Raw genomic sequence first — 17,479 nt, forward strand, 5'->3', positions numbered from 1 at the left:
AATGGACGAAAAGGCCTTGCCTGGGAGCTCTTCTCTCTCAGGTGGGGCCTTTTTTTATGTACTTGTATGGCCGATCACCATATGCGCATGTCGTGATTTTTATGATGTTAATAGAGGAAATGCGGTTAAAACAGTTTATGCGCATATTCTATTCGGATTTTTACGAACATTGTTATAATGACAGCACAATATGACAGCGCATTCGTAATGGTTGCTACAACATCATTGTAAGCGCATTCTTGCAAGGGGGAACTAGCGTATGCTGGCATTACTTGGATTTCTCATGGTAGCCGTTTTCATGTACTTGATTATGTCGAGACGGCTTTCGGCATTGGTTGCTTTGATTGTTGTTCCTGTTGTTTTTGCGTTAATTAGCGGATTTGGTGCGACAGAAATTGGCGACATGATGCTTGCAGGTATCAAGAAAATTGCGCCTACGGGAATTATGCTGTTGTTCGCCATTCTATATTTTGGAGTCATGATGGATGCGGGTCTGTTTGATCCATTAATTAAGAAAATCGTGAAAATGGTGAAGGGTGACCCACTGAAGGTGATTGTAGGTACAGCGATTCTCGCTACCTTGGTCGCATTGGATGGAGATGGAACCACGACGTATATGATTACCGTTACCGCGATGCTGCCTTTGTATCGCAAGCTGGGAATTAGACCGATGATTTTGGCCGTCATGCCGATGCTCGCACTCGGTGTCATGAACATGACGCCTTGGGGTGGACCAACAGCACGTGTCATGAGTGTACTCCATATGGATGTTTCTGAGATTTTCGTCCCTGTTATTCCTGTGATGATTGGCGGAATTGCGTGGGTTATGATCGTAGCCTGTATTTTGGGCAAACAAGAGCGCAAGCGTCTGGGGATTATTGAGATACCAGATGAAGATTTGCAATCGCTTGCAGGACAAGAAGTAGCGGCTACGGATGAGACTGCTGCACTGAAACGTCCGCGCCTGATCTGGTTCAATCTGTTGTTGACAGCAGCCCTGATGGTCGGTCTGATTACGAGCTTCTTGCCACTGCCGACGATGTTCATGCTCGCTTTTGCCATAGCCCTGTTTATTAACTACCCGAAAATGCAAGATCAGAAAGAGCGGATTGCATCGCACGCAGCTAACGCACTGGCTACGGTATCCATGGTTTTCGCTGCGGGAATCTTTACAGGCATCCTGACTGAAACGAAAATGATCGATGCAATGGCGAGCACACTCGTTTCCTGGATTCCAGATTCACTTGGTTCTCATATGCCTCTACTCGTGGCGCTGACAAGCATGCCATTCACATATTTCATGTCTAATGATGCGTATTACTTCGGGATCGTTCCCATCCTGGCAAATGCGGCAGCAGCTTACGGAATCGATCCAGCGGAAATTGGTCGCGCTTCCATCCTGGGTCAACCGCTGCATGTACTCAGCCCGTTGTTTGCAGCACAGTACCTGTTGATCGGAATGGTTGGGGTCGATTATGCGGAAACCCAAAAGTTCATCCTGAAATGGGCGTTTGGAACATCGATCGTAATGATTGCGCTTGCTCTTCTTACCGGAGTCATCTCATTCTAGTCAACTATAAGAAGGAAGAAATAAGAAAAGAGGCCTGTTCATGGCCTCTTTTTTCGTCATCGAGCGAAATGAGATACAATGAGAAGAAGAGGAGGGAACGATGTGCGTTTTCACAGCAAGCTGATGTTGATTATTTGCTCGCTCCTTTTTGGTGTGACGGTCATACTCGGTACGATGTTTGAACAGATGCTGGCGGGCGTATTAGAGCATGAGATCGGGACGCGCGCGCTGCATACCGCCAAGACCGTCGCGCAGATGTCCGAGATCAAACAGGCGTTTGACGCAGAAGATCCTGCCAAGATTATCAATCCAATCGTGGAAAAAATACGCGTGGACACGAATGCGGCTTTTATCACAGTGGGAAATTTGCAAAGCATCCGCTATTCACATCCTGATCCAGAGCAGATCGGCAAAAAGATGGTGGGAGGCGACAATGAGGCAGTATTTGAGGGGCAATCCATCATCTCCGAGACAGTCGGTTCGCTTGGCCCCGGACTCAGAGGAAAGACACCGATCTATGATGAGGAAGGAAAGGTGATGGGGGTCGTTTCTGTCGGCTTTTTGTTTGAGGATATAAATGAAACGATTGAATCATATCGCAATCGAATCTTCGTCATCGGCATCGTCACCTTGCTCTTGGGTGTGGTGGCTACGCTCATTCTTTCACAGAATGTAAAGAAAGCGATATTTGGTTTGGAGCCTGAACAAATCGGGCGATTGTATCAGGAAAATCAAGCCGTGTTGGAATCGATTCGTGAAGGCATTGTGGCGATCAATAAGGAAGGGGCGATCACGCTCGCGAATCAGACGGCTCTCCATATGCTGGGGCAAGCGAAGGATAAAGACAGTATCATGGACAAACAGGACGAGCTGGTTCGTTCGCTGGGCCTACATGAGGTGATTGAGACTGGGAAAGCCGAATTTGACCGCGAAACGAATGTGGACGAGCACGTATTAGTCGTGAACCGCGTCCCGATTATGGATAAGGAGCGCCATGTTATGGGCGCGGTAGCGAGCTTTCGCAATCGGTCCGAGCTGTTCGAGGTCACACAGGAGCTATCACGGGTAAAGGAGTACGCGGAAGTCCTTCGTTCCCAGACGCACGAGTATTCCAACAAACTGCATCTCATATCAGGACTCATCCAGCTTGAATCGTATCAGGAAGCCATTGAAACGATTTCTTCTGAGCTAAATGTGCATGTCCACAATACGACGTTTATTATGCAAGAAGTTCCCGACCCACTGATAGGTGGATTGTTGCTTGGGAAGCTGAATCAAGCCAACGAGCGCAAAGTGGAATTGAAAATAGATCCGGAAAGCAACTTCCGCGACATTCCTGCCTCGATTGATCGCTCACAGCTGATTGTCATTCTTGGCAATTTGATAGATAATGCGATGGACGCTGTAAAAGCTCCAGGTGCATTTGCACCAGACATCACGATCTTTTTGCTCAATATGGAAGAGGTCTTGCTCATAGAGGTAGAGGACCTGGGGCCAGGCATCTCCGAAGAAAATGCTGAACGAATCTTTGAGCTGGGCTTCTCTACCAAACAGCAGCCGAATCATGGCTACGGATTGCACTTAGTCAAACAAGCTGTTTTACATGTACACGGCAATATTACACATACGGGAAATCCGGTAGGCGGAACGATTTTTACTGTGACGATACCAAAGGACGCACGCACGGCAGATCGGAAGGAGGCCGTTATTGATGATTCGGGTACTGATTATTGAAGACGACCTGAGAATCGCAGAGGTAAACCGACGCTTCGTGGAAAAAGTGGAGGGGTACGAGGTGATTGGCATTGCCACGAATGGGCAAGAGGCCAAGGACCAAATGGAAATTTTGCAGCCTGATCTCGTGTTGCTCGACATTTATTTTCCGGATATGGACGGCCTCGATTTTTTGTCGATCATAAAGGAGCAGTTCCCTACAACGGATGTCATCATGCTGACAGCAGCCAAAGAAGTGGATGCGGTCGTAGAGGCGATCCGCTATGGCGTATTCGATTTTATTACCAAGCCACTTATCTTTGCACGCCTGCAACAAACGTTACGGAATTATCAGGAGTTCAGGCAAAAGGTGAGTGATTGGAAAAAAGACACCGATCAGATCAGTCAAGCCCAAATCGATGAGCTCATTACCCGGACGGGACAAAAGAAGGCAACCGAGACAAGGGCAGTCAAAGGAATTGATCAAATTACGTTGGACAAGATTTCAGGCTTTCTCATGCAGATACAGGAGGCTACGACGGATTTGGTCAGCAAAGAAACAGGCATTAGCCGTTCAACAGCAAGGCGATACCTAGAATATTTAGTAGCCAAAGGAGACGCTATCGCAGACCTTTCGTACGGTGTCGTTGGACGACCAGAGCGCGTATACAAGAGCGTCGGTCGGCAAAAAGAATAATAAAAACCCTCCGTGCTCACAAGTAAGGTTCAAAGCCTACTTGAGAGTGCGGAGGGTCTTTTTGTATTAGATAGGCATTTAGAAAGTACCGATGAACAAACAAAGCTGGCGAGAAGAAAAAGCACAGATCTCGCAGACCTTGACAACGCCTACCTAGTCGGAACTTCAAAAAGGGGACCCGCTTGTCGAACACTTCTTCTTTGAAAAACTTCCGCCCGTAGGGTGGCTTTGGCTCGACGGTCCCCTTTTTGAAATGGAGACGGCCAGTCAATCCCCCATGCTGGCGTGTCAGAGTCGAAGAGAACTGTGCTTTTTCTTCTCCTCCCCTATGTTGACTCAAACCAGGGTCTACTTAATCACACAGCTCGCTTCCACCCGATAAATGCGCTGCCCACGAGAAGAAAAGCGCTCCTCGTACTCCGTCATTACATTATCTGCCGCCAGCTTGGACTGGTGCAGGTCAAAGGTGATATTGCGCATCTGGAAGCGTTCCGCAGCGAATTGGTTGAGTGAAAACTCAAAAAGGTTCTCGTTGTCTGTCTTCATATGAATCTCGCCGTCTTCTACAAGTACCTGACGATAGGTGTTCAAGAAGTTTTTGTAAGTAAGACGGCGTTTCGCATGACGGGTTTTTGGCCACGGATCACTAAAGTTCAGATAGATGCGAGAAATTTCATGATCGGCAAACAACTCGGTCAACTTGGAAGCGTCGTACTGGACAAAGGCCAGATTCGGAACCGTTTTGTACTCCGTACGCTGGACAGCGCGCAGAACGACCTCCGCCTTCAGTTCAACCGCAATGAAATTGATGTCAGGGTGACGCTCGGCCAGTGTATTAATGAAGCGTCCTTTTCCACAGCCGATCTCCACATGAATCGGGTTGTTATTCCCGAAGCGTTCCCTCCAATTTCCTTTATAGGAAAGGGGATTGTCTACGAACGTCGGATATTCTCTCAGGGCCGCTTCGGCACCTGGAATGTTACGCAGTCGCATATGTGCCTCCTTCAAAACGAACTCCTATCTACTTTACGATGACTCCCTGCTAGTTGCAAGTAGAGAGAGAAGAAAGGAAAGAGAGATTCCAAATGCAGATTACGTGAAAAAGGAGGGAAAAGGGGTTTTTTGTAAACGGAACTAGGACGAAAGTCGCATGGGACGCGGATTTTAACAAATGAGGGCTGGATAAATTTTGCCAATTTGAGAGGGACATTATGGCAAGAAAATAGACTGAAAATTTGAGGAATGCCTGTTAAATCAAGCGCGAAGGCGTCAAGCGGTAATCGTATCCAGTTGGAAAAATAGTTTTTGGTAAGTTTTTGGTAATTTCATAGAGGGTGGGCTTTGGTAAAGTAGAGAACAAGTGAGAAGTCAGCCAAACTTTGCATAAAATGGTCCCTTGTTGAGCAGGGATCTTTTTCACAAGAAAAGGGAGGATGAACAGCATGAAATTACATAAAGCCCTCATAGGAATCGTAATGGGAGTAGCATTGGGAGTCACAGCGATTGTCGCTCCACTGCCAGGAGAGCAAAATGTAGCCGAGGCTGCGTGGACACAATCCAAGGCGGACAAGGTCATTGCCACGGGAAGAAAGTATATGGGTACGCCTTATAAATTCGGTGCGAGTAGTAATACCACAGCTGTATTTGATTGCTCTTCCTTTACACAGCGCGTATTGAAAGTCGCAGTTGGCAAGAGCATACCACGCACTTCTCGCGATCAAGCAAAGGTAGGAACGAGTGTGTCCAAGTCGAACCTGAAAAAAGGAGACCTGGTGTTCTTCAAGGCGAGTACAACGACGACGTCCAAACGGATTACACACGTGGCGATTTATGCAGGCAACAACAAACTCTTACATACATATGGAAAACCAGGAGTGACGTATTCGACCTTTAAAGGCACATCATGGGAGAAGCGCTTCGTTTCGGCACGGCGAGTCTTGTAATCTACTCGTTTGGCTCTCTACTTACTAATACGTCTCGCACACTGTAAAGTTGCGAAGAGTGAATATGCAAGTTTTGTAAATACGATACGGAAGAGGGATGATCCATTGCAGATCATCCTTTTTGCTTTCGCGAATAATTCAATCGGATCTCTTTGCAGGCCGAGCGTACTTTTGCCGCCAATAAAAGAAACAGGAAGCAATGAAGAGAGGGATGGAGGCAAGCAGCATCACTTCCTTGGCCGTTAGTCCGCATGCGATCAAAAGACTCGTCATCGCCTGTGAAATCGGCTGCAAACCTAAAGAGGAGAGCGAGACCAAACTCATGACTTTCCCCAACGAGGCTTGTGGTACCTTTTCCTGAACAAAAGAGAGGATCGGAATATTAATGAGAGAAAACGTGACGCCAAGCGTAAAAAGAATAAGCAAGCTTAGCCAGAACTGTTGAGTGAGACTAAAAGCAAAGAAGACAAGCGCTTGCATCATCATGAAAAGAAAGGCGATCTGCAACCTGTTTTGACCCAGTGTCGTGAGTGCGAGCACGATTGCCCCGGCAAGCATGCCAAAAGCGAGTGCCCCTTCCAAAAAGCTGTACTGCAGGGTAGAACCAGACAACACCTGATCTACAAAAATCGGCAAGCCGATGTATAAGGGGCCCATCAAAAATACATTTAGGCAGATGATGGAGGTCAATAGCAAGGGAAGGAAATTTGATTGCCTGACATAACAGAAGCTTTCCTTTATCGATTCCTTGAGCCTTTGCTGTGGTTTTGAAAGAATGGCTGGTTCCTGTTTCGGCATGCACCATGCGGATACACTTGCAACCAGAAGAAGCAGCCCAACAAAGCCGTATAAAAAGGGGTAACTTCCCCACTCAATCACAAAACCGGCAAGAACAGGACCGAGCAGCTGTGAGGTTTGGTTTGTCGTTTGCAGCACCGAATTCGCACGCAAAAGGGAAGAAGAGGGTACGATTGACGGCATAAGCGAATTTTGAGCTGGCCAATAAAAGGCATCAATGGTACCGAAGAAGAAAGCGAACCAAACAAACAGCGCAAGCGAGGAATACCCCCACCAGATGATACCTCCAAGCAACAGCATCAAACATGCTTTCATCATGCTTGTGATCGACAGGATTCTCTTTTTGCTCATCCGATCAGCGAGCGTTCCGCCTATGAGCATGAAGACGATTCTGGGAATGGTTGCCGCCATAAATACGATGCCTAATGAGGCTTCCTGAGATAAAACCTGGATGATATACCAGGTTTGCGAGAAAAGAAAGAGTGAGATACTGAGTCCGGAACAAAGGGCGGACAACCAAAGAAGGGTAAAGGGTTTCGTAAACAAGCGGGATGTATCCGCCGAGGGAAGGCTAGATTGCTTGGGGACAGCTTCCATGGAAATTCACTCTCCTTATTATTAACCGGTTAAAAAATATTAACCTAATGTCCGAAAGAAAAACCTACTCGAATAGGTTTTTCATACACAGGTGGAATTATCGTATGACAGTTTCCTTTGTTACTGCTGTCCATCCTTTTTGAATAATGGTTCATCAATTTGAAATCCCGTAATCATCAGGTAGTAATCCTGCATGGAAGATGGGTCATCCAGGGAGCTTTGCTGCAATTCGTGGAGCAGGTTCCGGTATTTTTGCAAAAAGGACACAAACGCCTGCTCGCTGACTCTGACTTCAGACTGCAGGGAGATGCGCGGCCATTTCTCGACTTCCGTTGACGTCAGCGCAAAGGCTTCTTCAGGAGCACTGAGCGCTCTTGTTTTCGCACGTTGCAAGACTTCGACGTAAGATTGTCTGGTAGCCTCTTTCGATTCCGTATACGTGAGTAGATGATCAGCGGGTATGAAGCCTCTTGCCACCGCCTGATAGTACTTGAGAATGTTGCCGCCCTTTTCTTCTTTTTTAACCAACTGGATGATGCCGTGCTTCTCCAGCTCACGCAGGTGGTAGAGAATCTTCGCGCGGGACAGTCCAAAAAGTTGGGAGAGCTGTTGCCCTGTGTGCGGTTTTTCCACCAGACGCATCAGCATTTTCGTGCGTAACGGGTCACTGATCACTTTTAGCTGATCGTAGTTTTCGATGATAAAAATCGACTTTTGCTCCAATATACATCACAATCCTTTTTAACCAGTTAAAATTTATTAACTTGATTGTAGAAGGGAATAGCTGGAAAAGTCAATACAAAATACAAAAACCCTTCCTGAGTAACGGTGATTTACAGAGGAAGGGTTTTGCCTTTACTGAAACACTAGATTTTCAAAATACCACCCATGCTCGCATTCGTTACCAGTTTGGAGTAACGAGCCAGATAGCCAGTTTTTACTTTTGGCTCGAATTCTTTCCAGTCTTCTTTGCGGCGAGCCAGCTCGGCTTCATCCACGAGTAGTTGCATCGTGCGCTCCTCGAGGTCAATGGAGATGATATCTCCGTCTTGTACGAAGGCAATTGGACCGCCTTCTGCGGCTTCTGGAGAAACGTGGCCGATACTGATCCCGCGAGAAGCACCGGAGAAACGTCCATCTGTGACGAGAGCGACTTCTTTACCGAGGCCCATACCCACGATTTGTGAGGTAGGAGCCAGCATTTCTGGCATGCCTGGGCCGCCTTTAGGTCCCTCGTAGCGGATGACGACAACGTGACCGGATTTAATTTTGCCAGCAGCGATTCCTGCCAGAGCGTCCTCTTGGGAGTCAAAGCAGATCGCTGGACCTTCGTGCTTTTTAATAGAAGGATCGACACCGCCTGTTTTGATGATCGAGCCTTGCTCCGCCAGGTTGCCGAACAGAACAGCGAGACCGCCGGAAGCACTGTACGGGTTGTCTAGGCGACGAATGACTTGATCGTTTTTGATTTCGGCGTCAGCGATGTTTTCGCCAAGGGTTTTGCCTGTGACAGTGATACGGTCTGGATGGATCGCGCCTGCTTTTTTCGCGATTTCATTCAGAACGGCTGATACGCCGCCTGCCTCGTGGCAATCCTCGATATGATAGTCTGAGGAAGGCGCCAGCTTGCAAATATGCGGAATGCGCTTCGCTACTTCGTTGATGCGCTCGATCGGGTATTCGATGCCTGCTTCTTGTGCGATCGCCAGTGTATGGAGAACTGTATTGGTTGACCCACCCATCGCCATGTCGAGTGCGAATGCATCGTCGATTGCCTCGAGTGTCACGATGTCGCGTGGCTTAATGTCGCGTTCAATCAGATTTTTCAGTTTTTCAGCAGATGCTTGCACCAGCTCGCGACGTTCAGGAGAGACAGCGAGTACGGTACCATTGCCAGGCAGAGCCAAACCGATGGCTTCGAGCAGACAGTTCATCGAGTTCGCTGTAAACATACCAGAACAGGAACCGCAAGTCGGGCATCCATATTGCTCCAGCTCTTCGAGTTGCTGGTCGTTGATCAAGCCTGCTTGGTGAGCTCCGACACCCTCGAATACGGAGGAAAGTGAGATGGAGCGACCATCACTCGTTTTTCCGGCTTTCATAGGACCACCGGTTACAAATACGGTTGGAATGTTGACACGAAGTGCGCCCATGATCATCCCAGGTGTGATCTTGTCACAGTTCGGTATACAGATCATGCCATCAAACCAGTGAGCAGCGACTACGGTTTCCAAGCTGTCTGCGATGATCTCGCGGCTCGGGAGGGAGTAGCGCATCCCGATATGTCCCATAGCAATTCCGTCGTCAACACCAATCGTATTGAATTCGAATGGAACCATGCCAGCAGCACGAACGGCTTCTTTGACCAGTTTTCCAAACTCCTGCAAGTGCACGTGACCTGGAATAATGTCGATGTACGAGTTGCAAATGGCGATGAACGGTTTATCGAAATCCTCATCCTTTACACCTGCTGCACGAAGCAAGCTACGGTGCGGTGCGCGGTCGAATCCTTTTTTGATCATGTCACTGCGTTGTCTGGCCAATTTGAAAAACTCCCTTCCCATACGGATAATGCCTGTCTTATGTTTTGAACTATCTTATCAATTTTTAATAACAGAAACAACCGTAAAAGTCTGAACATTTGCTCAGTCTCGAGTGGTTCGGACAGCTGCTCTCGATTGGCATAAGTTTAGGAATCATAGCGAAATCAACTTGTTTGGTATAAAATAGAAGAATCGATTCCATTTCGGTTGGAGTGAACAAAATGTTAGATGAGCTAAAAAACATCTGGTCGGACGGGAATGAAGAAGAGCGCCGCATTCTCGAGCTGGCTGTTGCTGCCATTCAGCAGAAGCGGGAAAGGAATAGCGCGTTTATCTCTGGATTTCTTGGATTAAAGGGAGAGTTCATCGACGACGAAAGACAGTCGTATCGCTTCGAATTGCCTCTGACCCCTTTTATGCACAATTCAGGTCGAGTTGTTCATGGAGGGATTCTCGCGACTTTGATCGACTCAGCAATGGGCTCCTTGATCAATCGGTCTTTGCCACCAAATCAGTATGCAGTGACCACAGAGCTGAAGGTCAATTATTTACTTCCGGGAATAGGAGAGCGGCTGCGCGCAGAAGCCAGCTTTTTGCATCGCGGACACACGTTGGTCGTCATGGAGGGCAGTGTCTACGATGATCGGGATAGGCGGATCGCCCATGGTACAGGAACGTTCATCGTGCTATCCAGAAATGATCGGAAATAAAAAGCCCTCGCTCCACACCAAAAAGGCGAGAGCGAGGGTTGACGGTGTTATTTGATGACAACGAGACCGCTGTATTCCGAAATATAAGCGAGCATTTTGGTGGAAAGCGGCACGATAAACTCCATGTTTTCTTTTTCGACGATACCGGATCGAGAAACAATCCGCGCCCATTTAGCTGTCAGCTTGTAGTAATCGGAACCAAATGAAGCATGAACCCCCTCACTCTGATGCCGAAACGTGACAGGGCTAACGTCCAGCTTCATCGGGACCATGCTAATGATATCCTGCAAAAACAAATGGTAGGTCATATGTGGCTTGAAAAAAACGAGCTCCTTCGTGGTGACAGAGAAGCCGTAGCTATTGTTCATTTGGGTGAATTTGAGTTCACCGTCCATATTTTTTAGCCGAATGAAGTCGGTGTTCATGTTTATCCCCCTCCTTCGGGTGTCTTTCTATGATAGTAATCTTTCCTGCACAAGTGCAAGTGGAAGGTTGTTCAAAAAGTCGTCTTTTGATCACGAAGTAGTCCAGAAAGCGAATTCGACATCGAATATGGCGTTCACCTCCGAAGTCCGGTGCTCATGTAGATTGCCTACACTCCGCTCCTCCTTCGTTCAGTTCTCGCCATCTTCTCGGTGCTGAAAAGCCGACTTATTGAACTCTTATTTGAAAGGTTGTTCCAAAGAGAAAAAGGAGCGAAATATCATGATCGAAATTGCAAAAGAAGCAGCAAGTGTCGCGGGTGCGTTTTTGAAAGAACGTTTTCTCGAACAGCTCGTGCCCGATGAGGAATTGCATAACGACGTGAAGCTGCCAGAGGATAAAGGCAGTGAAAAGCGCATCATTGAGGTCCTGCATCGCCACTTCCCGACACATACCATTTTTTCTGAAGAGGTCGGAATGGTTTCCCGCGAGGAAGAGTATCTGTGGATTATTGATCCTTTAGATGGAACGAATAACTATTTTATCGGCTATCCGTATTTCTCGATCTCGATTGCCTTGCAGCACAAGGGCGAGCTGGTGCTGGGCGTCGTCTACAATCCGGTAGCGGGTCAAATGTTTTGGGCGGAAAAAGGAAAAGGAGCCTATTTGAACGGAAAACGATTGAACGTCAATAACCGTCAAGACCTCTCACGTGCAGTCGGTACGTACATCCGTGGACGCGACACGGTAACGAAGGAAGAAGAGATGGCTTTTACAGAACCGTTTGTATTCCAGACCAAGCGTCTCATGCGAAATATTGCGCCTGCGCTGGACTGGTGCTTGCTGGCAAACGGATGGCTCGATTATATCGTGATGCAACGTTCCAATATTATGGATGTGGCCGCCGGAATTGTTATCGCCCAGGAGGCGGGTGCAACGGTTACGGACTGGTCTGGAAAACCATATCAGCATGAGCCATTCCAACAAGATCACACGCCTTCATTAGTGGCGAGCAACGGACATTTGCATGAAACGATTCGTGGTATGATTCGACAGTAACGGGAACGAAAGAAGTAGGACTTATGTAGCGGTTTATGGCTCAGCTGGATTTCTTTTCATTTATTGGCAACCAAATGTTTCGGCGCACGTATAAAACTGTTGCGCATGATTTGTTATTCTGTGATAGGTAAAAGAGGTGAGAAAAATGGCACGACTGGAATATCGGCTGCTGGATGAGGCGAGGGGATACCCTGTTCAGTTTTACTACGACAACGTGAACAAAGACGAGGTCTCCTTGCGTTTCGCTTGCGATTATTTGGTGAAGGGGCATGTCGTTTATGAAAAGACGTCCTGTGCAATCGAAAACGGCACGTATGTCATTTACGTCAAGCGCTCAACAGAAGAGCAAGCTGTCGATTATGCGGAGGCTGTGACTGCACGCTGGGGCAGCATCCAGATCGAAATGCGTGAATATCAAGAAAATGCACGCGTTTATCCGCTTGTACACACGTTTTACTTCAAGGACGATGACGATGCTCTCTTGCATTTGCAAAGCGACTATTTGTACGTGAATGGACGCGAATGGGAGAAGACATCGGCCGAAGTGGATGAAGATCGGCAGGTTTATGTTTACTACGCGAAGCCAGTGTAGGAGGAAGAAAGATGGCACAAACGAAATCGAAAAAAGTAGTCGGTCTGTTCGTCGCAGCTGCACTTGCGATCAGCGGTTGTTCTTCCGGGGACGACTATGATGATGATTGCTACGATAACGACAATGACGGCTATTGTGACGATAGCAGCAGTGGGGGTTCGAGCTCTACTTACAGGTCTTACAAGAGCAAATCCGGAGTATCGAGTGGGATAAGCACGAGCAGCTCCAAGGGCGGTATCGGCAGCTCGGGCTATTCCAGCTCCGGGTGAGGTGATGGAAGTGGAAGACCATAACCGACGAGAACGAGAGGCGCTGTATGGTCCGATGCGGGAAGAGGGCGTATTTACCTGGGATTGGATGTATGGCGAGGAGTATGCGCTTTATGATATCCACCTGATCCCGCCCTCCTTTCGAGAGGAAGTCGCGATGGCAACCGAGCGGCTTGGGCAAATTTTTACCAAGGTCGTTCCGGTATTGCAGCGTGCAGAGGACTCCCTGTTGTTGGAACTAGGAGTGCCAAAGCAGGCTTTGCAGGCAGTTAGGATCGTCGTTTCCCAAACAGTGCCGACTGTGATTGGACGCTTTGATTTTGCCCAGACAACAGAAGGATTGAAGATGCTTGAGTGCAACAGCGATACCCCTACAGGAATCGTCGAGGCTTTTTATGTGAACGGTCGTGCTTGTCGCCATTTCCAGCGTGAGGACCCGAATGTAGGGATGGAGCGGCAGTTGCGTTCGGCATTCAGCAAGGTGGTCGACGCGTATCGGGCACAGGGCTATAATACGGACTCTGTCTGGTTTAGCTCGCTCGACTGGCATGAGGAAGACAAGGGAACGACATTGTACTTATTGAACCAATCGGGTCTGTCTGCTCGGTTTGCCGCTTTGGAGCATTTGCGTGTTTGGCAAGATCGTCTCTATGTAAAGGAGAATGAGGAGCTACTGCCAGTCGATGTGCTGTACCGTTTGCATGCTTTGGAAAAGCTGGCGGTAGAACAGGATGAAGATGGCTACCCGACTGGTGAGCATGTGCTTTCGTTGATTGCCCGCAAAAAACTCGCCATTATTAATCCTCCTTCTGCGTTTCTCATTCAGACGAAGGCTTTGCAGGCGCTCATCTGGAACTTGCATGAGGCGAATGAGTTTTTTACAGAAGAGGAGCACGCGATCATCGAAGCTTATATGCTGCCGACTTATTTTGAAAATCGGTTTGCAGGCAGGGAGGACTACGTCACGAAACCGATTTTTGGGCGGGAAGGTGGCGGTGTCATGCTGTTTGCATCAGATGGTACGCTGCAAGAGAAGGATCAGGAGGAGTTTTACTGGGAGCAGCCGATGATATATCAGAAACGAGTGGAGCTTCCACAGATAACGGTTCAGACGATGAAGGGAGCTTATGCTGGACGGCTGCTCTGGGGGTCCTTTTGGATCGGCACAGAGGCATCAGCAATTGTAGCCCGTGTCGGGGGACCGATTACAAACAACCTATCCTATTATTTGCCGGTCGGCATAGATAAGTAGCGAAAGGAGAGGACAATTTACATGTTGGGACAATTGGATTACGTATTGAATTTTTTGGCGTATTTGGCAGTAACCATTCCGATATTGGCTGTGGGAATTTTTGTGTTTACAATCACGACTCCTTACAAAGAATTTGATCTGATCAAGCAGGGGGCACAGACTGACGATCCGAAGAAAATGGCAGCGGCAAAAGCAGCCTCGCACGATTTGGGAGGGAAAATCATCGGTTTGGCAATCGTCCTCGCTTCGGCTGTATACCACTCCGTTAACTTGTGGGATTTAGTCATCTGGGGTATTGTAGGAATGGTATTTCAAGTCATCGTTTTTTATTTGTTCGAATGGGTCACACCATTTAAAGTCGTGTCTGAAATTCCGAACGGGAACGTATCCGTCGGTATTTTCGCTTCGCGTTTGAGTATTGCAGCGGGCTTGTTGATGGCTGCGCTGATCAGCTACTAAGCATGGAAAGAGGCGTTCACCTTAGAAGTCTGGTGCTCGTGTAGGTTCTCTACATTTGGCTCCTCCCGCTTCAGGTTCTCGCCTCTTTTTCGATGCGGAACAGATCATATTTTGAGTAGGCACTTATGAGCACAGGGAGGAGTCTTTTTGTTCTGGCGCGTCATGTATGAGATTTTTATCATTATGCTAGTAATTACGTATGCGATCCTGTTGTTCGCAGACTTCTCCAATCACCCTCTGTTGACTGATGAACTGATGAACAAGGTAGACAATGCGCTGATCATCATGCTGATTGTCGAGTATTTGGTCCGGCTCTGGAGGGCGAAAGATAAACGAAAATTCGTATTTGCCAACTGGTTCGACCTGATCGCGATGATTCCATTGGACTCTTATTTGTATTTAGCCAGAATTATGCGCGTGCTTCGGCTAGTGCGTATCGTGCGTGCTTCGCCGTTTTTGCTGGGAATCATTCGATCAGGCCCGATGCGTCAAGTAGTTGGTGTCGTCACGATCATCATGCTGTGGAGTTCGACTGCTATTTATTTGCTCGAATACGGTGTAAACGAGAACATCAAAAGCTTCCCGGATGCGCTGTGGTGGTCGATTGTGACAACCACGACAGTCGGCTACGGTGATATTTCGCCCGTGACGGCAGGTGGAAGGATCATGGCGACGATCTTGATGATAACGGGGATCGGAATGCTTGGAGCCTTGACGGCGAATTTTGCTACGCATTGGACAGAGACACATGAAAGCAAAGGCCCGGATGAGAAAGATCGCTTGACCGAAGAGATCAAAAAGCAGGCGATTGCAAATATCCAACAGATCGAAAACTTGACCGAGCACGAGTATGAGACGCTCAAAGAAAGTATGGATTTGCTGTATCGTCGAACGAGGAAAAAGAGTGAGGAATAAGAGGAGCTGTCAGGTATTGGCCTGACAGCTTTTTTATGTGATTATCCCGAGAGCGTAATGCTGTACAACAAATTCACGAAAGGTCTGTGCAGCAAGTGACAAGTAGTGCTTTTCATGCCAAACCAAATGAGGAGTCCATTGGCAAACAGGCTCCTCAATATGAAGGAGCGTAAGCGGTGGCAATTCCTTTTTGGCGGCGATTGGGATAAAAGCAACACCAAGACCAGCGCGTACCAAGCCGCTGATGGCTGCAGGCTCGTCCCCTTCACATACGATATTGGGTATAAAACCAGCCGCTCGACAGAAATCATCGGTGATTTCACGGAAGCTGTAGCCCGGTTTTAGACTAATGAACGGATCAGTTGCTACTTCACTGAGGTGGATACGCTGGCGGTCTGCGAGACGATGTGTACTTGGTACAGCCAGTACGATCTCTTCCGTCAATAAGGGTAGATTACAGATTCCCGGCCGATCAATCGAGGAAGTAGCGAGGCAAAAGTCGATTTCACCTTTTTCGAGCAGTTGAACCTTCAATTCGTCTGTAGTTGCTTGGGTGATGCGAAAGCTGATGTGAGGATATAAGGATAGAAAAGGTGCTAGCAATTCAGATACCCGATTCAAGGTTGTCGTAGCTAACAAAACACTTCCACGTTCCAATCCAGCTAGGTCTGCAATTTCGCGTTTCCCATCTTCTAATGCCCCAAGAGCGATATCCACCTTCTTGAGAAAAGCTTTTCCGAAAACATTCAGGCGGATTTGTCGCCCAATCCGATCAAATAAGGGGACTCCTAATTCTTCTTCCAAGCGAGCGATGGTAACACTGAGAGCTGGCTGGGCTATACGGAGTTCCTGTGCCGCTTTTGTCATATGTTCCGTACGGGCGACTGTCTGAAAATACTTGAGTTGAAGTAATTCCATAGTACATTTCCACCTTATATTGATATATTCAGGGTTATTAATATGATAGTTAAATATATATTTTTATTTATCAATGATCAACCTTACAATGAAAGTACAAATCGAAACATTATAAAAAGTTAAGTATATAAATGGAGGTAAAAGATAGATGGACACTCAAAAATATTTAGAACGTATTCAGGCGCAGATGCAGAGCGAGCTAAATCTCGCGTATTTGTCCCATCTTCAAAAACAACATGTACTCAACGTTCACTTTGAGAATCTCGACATTCTTGCAAGGAAACCCCTCTCTTTGCGTGAAGAGGATCTGTATCAAAAAATTGTCCAAGCAGAGAAGGGTGGCGTGTGCTACGAGTTAAACGGAATCTTTTATTTTCTGTTAAAGGAACTGGGATTTAAGCCTTATCTGATGGCAGGAACCGTCTATGTAGGAAATGGAGTCTGGGCTCTGGAAAACGCCCATTTGTTCAACATCTTATCGCTAGATAACGAGCCATACTTGGTGGATGTAGGATTTGGCGGAAATTCACCACGGCTCCCTGTTCCACTGAGTGGAAAGGAAGTTGTTGATAGTGATGGTATTTACCGCGTCTATAAGGATGAATCCGAATCGCTCTACTACATGCAAAAGAAGACCGATGAGGAGTGGGAAACCCAATATCGTTTTGAGGAACCTTCCAATCAGTGGAACTTTGAAAATATCCATCCAATTTGTGTGCTAACGGAAACATCCCCTGAGTCCATGTTCAACAAAGTGTATTTCCTTTCGAGAGTGACGGAAACGGGGCGTATCACCCTGTTGGGAAACACATTGATCATCGTCAACGGAAAAGAGAAAACAAAAGAAAAACTAGAAAAACATGAGATTGAGGAAACCGTTCGTCGCTACTTTCACTTCTCCATTTGATGAGAGAAGCCATAGTCTAAGAAGATACGATTAGATACAACAGCCATCCACGAAATGGGGTGGCTGTTGTTTTTACCATTCAAAAGATTTTGTTATTGACGGAGCAATCCATCC

General features: G+C 47.4%; 18 protein-coding genes. 12 read left to right on the forward strand and 6 right to left on the reverse strand.

What is annotated here, in order from left to right; genetic code table 11:
• The first annotated feature begins 259 nt into the window (after positions 1-259).
• The 3 genes from C7R92_RS25055 to C7R92_RS25065 all read left to right on the forward strand — a co-directional run bounded on the left by C7R92_RS25055 (position 260) and on the right by C7R92_RS25065 (position 3,980).
• On the forward strand, positions 260-1,570 hold the full coding sequence (locus C7R92_RS25055) for a CitMHS family transporter (RefSeq protein ID WP_106836028.1): 1,311 nt from the start codon (positions 260-262) through the stop codon (positions 1,568-1,570).
• A gap of 102 nt (positions 1,571-1,672) precedes the next feature.
• Positions 1,673-3,304, forward strand: a complete 1,632-nt coding sequence (locus C7R92_RS25060; RefSeq protein WP_425266661.1) for an ATP-binding protein — start codon at positions 1,673-1,675, stop codon at positions 3,302-3,304.
• On the forward strand, positions 3,282-3,980 hold the full coding sequence (locus tag C7R92_RS25065; protein ID WP_017250566.1) for a response regulator: 699 nt from the start codon (positions 3,282-3,284) through the stop codon (positions 3,978-3,980). Before C7R92_RS25060 ends, C7R92_RS25065 begins: the two co-directional genes overlap by 23 nt.
• A 348-nt stretch (positions 3,981-4,328) precedes the next feature.
• Here C7R92_RS25065 and trmB read toward each other — a convergent pair whose 3' ends face one another.
• Positions 4,329-4,973: a tRNA (guanosine(46)-N7)-methyltransferase TrmB gene (trmB, locus tag C7R92_RS25075; RefSeq protein WP_106836030.1), complete on the reverse strand. Its 645-nt coding sequence runs from the start codon at positions 4,971-4,973 to the stop codon at positions 4,329-4,331.
• Positions 4,974-5,422: 449 nt separating this feature from the next.
• On the opposite strand from trmB, the gene C7R92_RS25085 reads away from it, so the two are divergent.
• Positions 5,423-5,923 (forward strand): C40 family peptidase, encoded by a 501-nt coding sequence (locus C7R92_RS25085; RefSeq protein WP_017250563.1) that lies wholly within the window; start codon positions 5,423-5,425, stop codon positions 5,921-5,923.
• 138 nt (positions 5,924-6,061) lie between these two features.
• Here the strand turns inward: C7R92_RS25085 and C7R92_RS25090 are convergent, their stop codons facing one another.
• The 3 genes from C7R92_RS25090 to ilvD form a co-directional block, all read right to left on the reverse strand.
• Complete coding sequence (locus C7R92_RS25090) at positions 6,062-7,318, reverse strand: MFS transporter (RefSeq protein WP_106836031.1); 1,257 nt, start codon at positions 7,316-7,318, stop codon at positions 6,062-6,064.
• 120 nt (positions 7,319-7,438) lie between these two features.
• Positions 7,439-8,041 carry an ArsR/SmtB family transcription factor gene (locus C7R92_RS25095; RefSeq protein ID WP_017250561.1) on the reverse strand — a complete coding sequence of 201 codons (603 nt, stop codon included), beginning with the start codon at positions 8,039-8,041 and terminating at the stop codon, positions 7,439-7,441.
• A 143-nt stretch (positions 8,042-8,184) separates the two neighbouring features.
• On the reverse strand, positions 8,185-9,861 hold the full coding sequence (gene ilvD / locus C7R92_RS25100) for a dihydroxy-acid dehydratase (RefSeq protein ID WP_106836032.1): 1,677 nt from the start codon (positions 9,859-9,861) through the stop codon (positions 8,185-8,187).
• A 221-nt stretch (positions 9,862-10,082) separates the two neighbouring features.
• On the opposite strand from ilvD, the gene C7R92_RS25105 reads away from it, so the two are divergent.
• Positions 10,083-10,571 carry a PaaI family thioesterase gene (locus tag C7R92_RS25105; RefSeq protein ID WP_106836033.1) on the forward strand — a complete coding sequence of 163 codons (489 nt, stop codon included), beginning with the start codon at positions 10,083-10,085 and terminating at the stop codon, positions 10,569-10,571.
• Between the two features lie 47 nt (positions 10,572-10,618).
• Here the strand turns inward: C7R92_RS25105 and C7R92_RS25110 are convergent, their stop codons facing one another.
• Positions 10,619-10,996, reverse strand: coding sequence for a hypothetical protein (locus C7R92_RS25110; RefSeq protein WP_106836034.1), 378 nt, complete (start codon positions 10,994-10,996; stop codon positions 10,619-10,621).
• Between the two features lie 280 nt (positions 10,997-11,276).
• Between C7R92_RS25110 and C7R92_RS25115 the strand changes: the two genes are divergently transcribed.
• From C7R92_RS25115 to C7R92_RS25140, 6 genes are all read left to right on the forward strand, one after another.
• Entirely contained in the window at positions 11,277-12,053 is a 777-nt protein-coding gene (locus C7R92_RS25115) for an inositol monophosphatase family protein (RefSeq protein WP_106836035.1), read from the forward strand.
• Between the two features lie 145 nt (positions 12,054-12,198).
• Positions 12,199-12,645 (forward strand): hypothetical protein, encoded by a 447-nt coding sequence (locus C7R92_RS25120; protein ID WP_069847754.1) that lies wholly within the window; start codon positions 12,199-12,201, stop codon positions 12,643-12,645.
• 11 nt (positions 12,646-12,656) lie between these two features.
• Positions 12,657-12,914 carry a hypothetical protein gene (locus tag C7R92_RS25125; protein ID WP_069847752.1) on the forward strand — a complete coding sequence of 86 codons (258 nt, stop codon included), beginning with the start codon at positions 12,657-12,659 and terminating at the stop codon, positions 12,912-12,914.
• 4 nt (positions 12,915-12,918) lie between these two features.
• Entirely contained in the window at positions 12,919-14,166 is a 1,248-nt protein-coding gene (locus C7R92_RS25130; RefSeq protein ID WP_208636235.1) for a glutathionylspermidine synthase family protein, read from the forward strand.
• A 21-nt stretch (positions 14,167-14,187) separates the two neighbouring features.
• On the forward strand, positions 14,188-14,625 hold the full coding sequence (locus C7R92_RS25135) for a DUF350 domain-containing protein (protein ID WP_069847749.1): 438 nt from the start codon (positions 14,188-14,190) through the stop codon (positions 14,623-14,625).
• A 147-nt stretch (positions 14,626-14,772) separates the two neighbouring features.
• Positions 14,773-15,540: a potassium channel family protein gene (locus C7R92_RS25140; RefSeq protein ID WP_106836036.1), complete on the forward strand. Its 768-nt coding sequence runs from the start codon at positions 14,773-14,775 to the stop codon at positions 15,538-15,540.
• 33 nt (positions 15,541-15,573) lie between these two features.
• Here the strand turns inward: C7R92_RS25140 and C7R92_RS25145 are convergent, their stop codons facing one another.
• Positions 15,574-16,458, reverse strand: a complete 885-nt coding sequence (locus tag C7R92_RS25145; protein ID WP_106836037.1) for a LysR family transcriptional regulator — start codon at positions 16,456-16,458, stop codon at positions 15,574-15,576.
• Between the two features lie 148 nt (positions 16,459-16,606).
• Here C7R92_RS25145 and C7R92_RS25150 point away from each other — a divergent pair, with 148 nt between their 5' ends.
• Entirely contained in the window at positions 16,607-17,365 is a 759-nt protein-coding gene (locus C7R92_RS25150; RefSeq protein WP_069847745.1) for an arylamine N-acetyltransferase family protein, read from the forward strand.
• Positions 17,366-17,479: the final 114 nt, after the last annotated feature.

The sequence above is a fragment of the Brevibacillus porteri genome, from assembly GCF_003013475.1.
GTDB lineage: Bacteria > Bacillota > Bacilli > Brevibacillales > Brevibacillaceae > Brevibacillus > Brevibacillus porteri.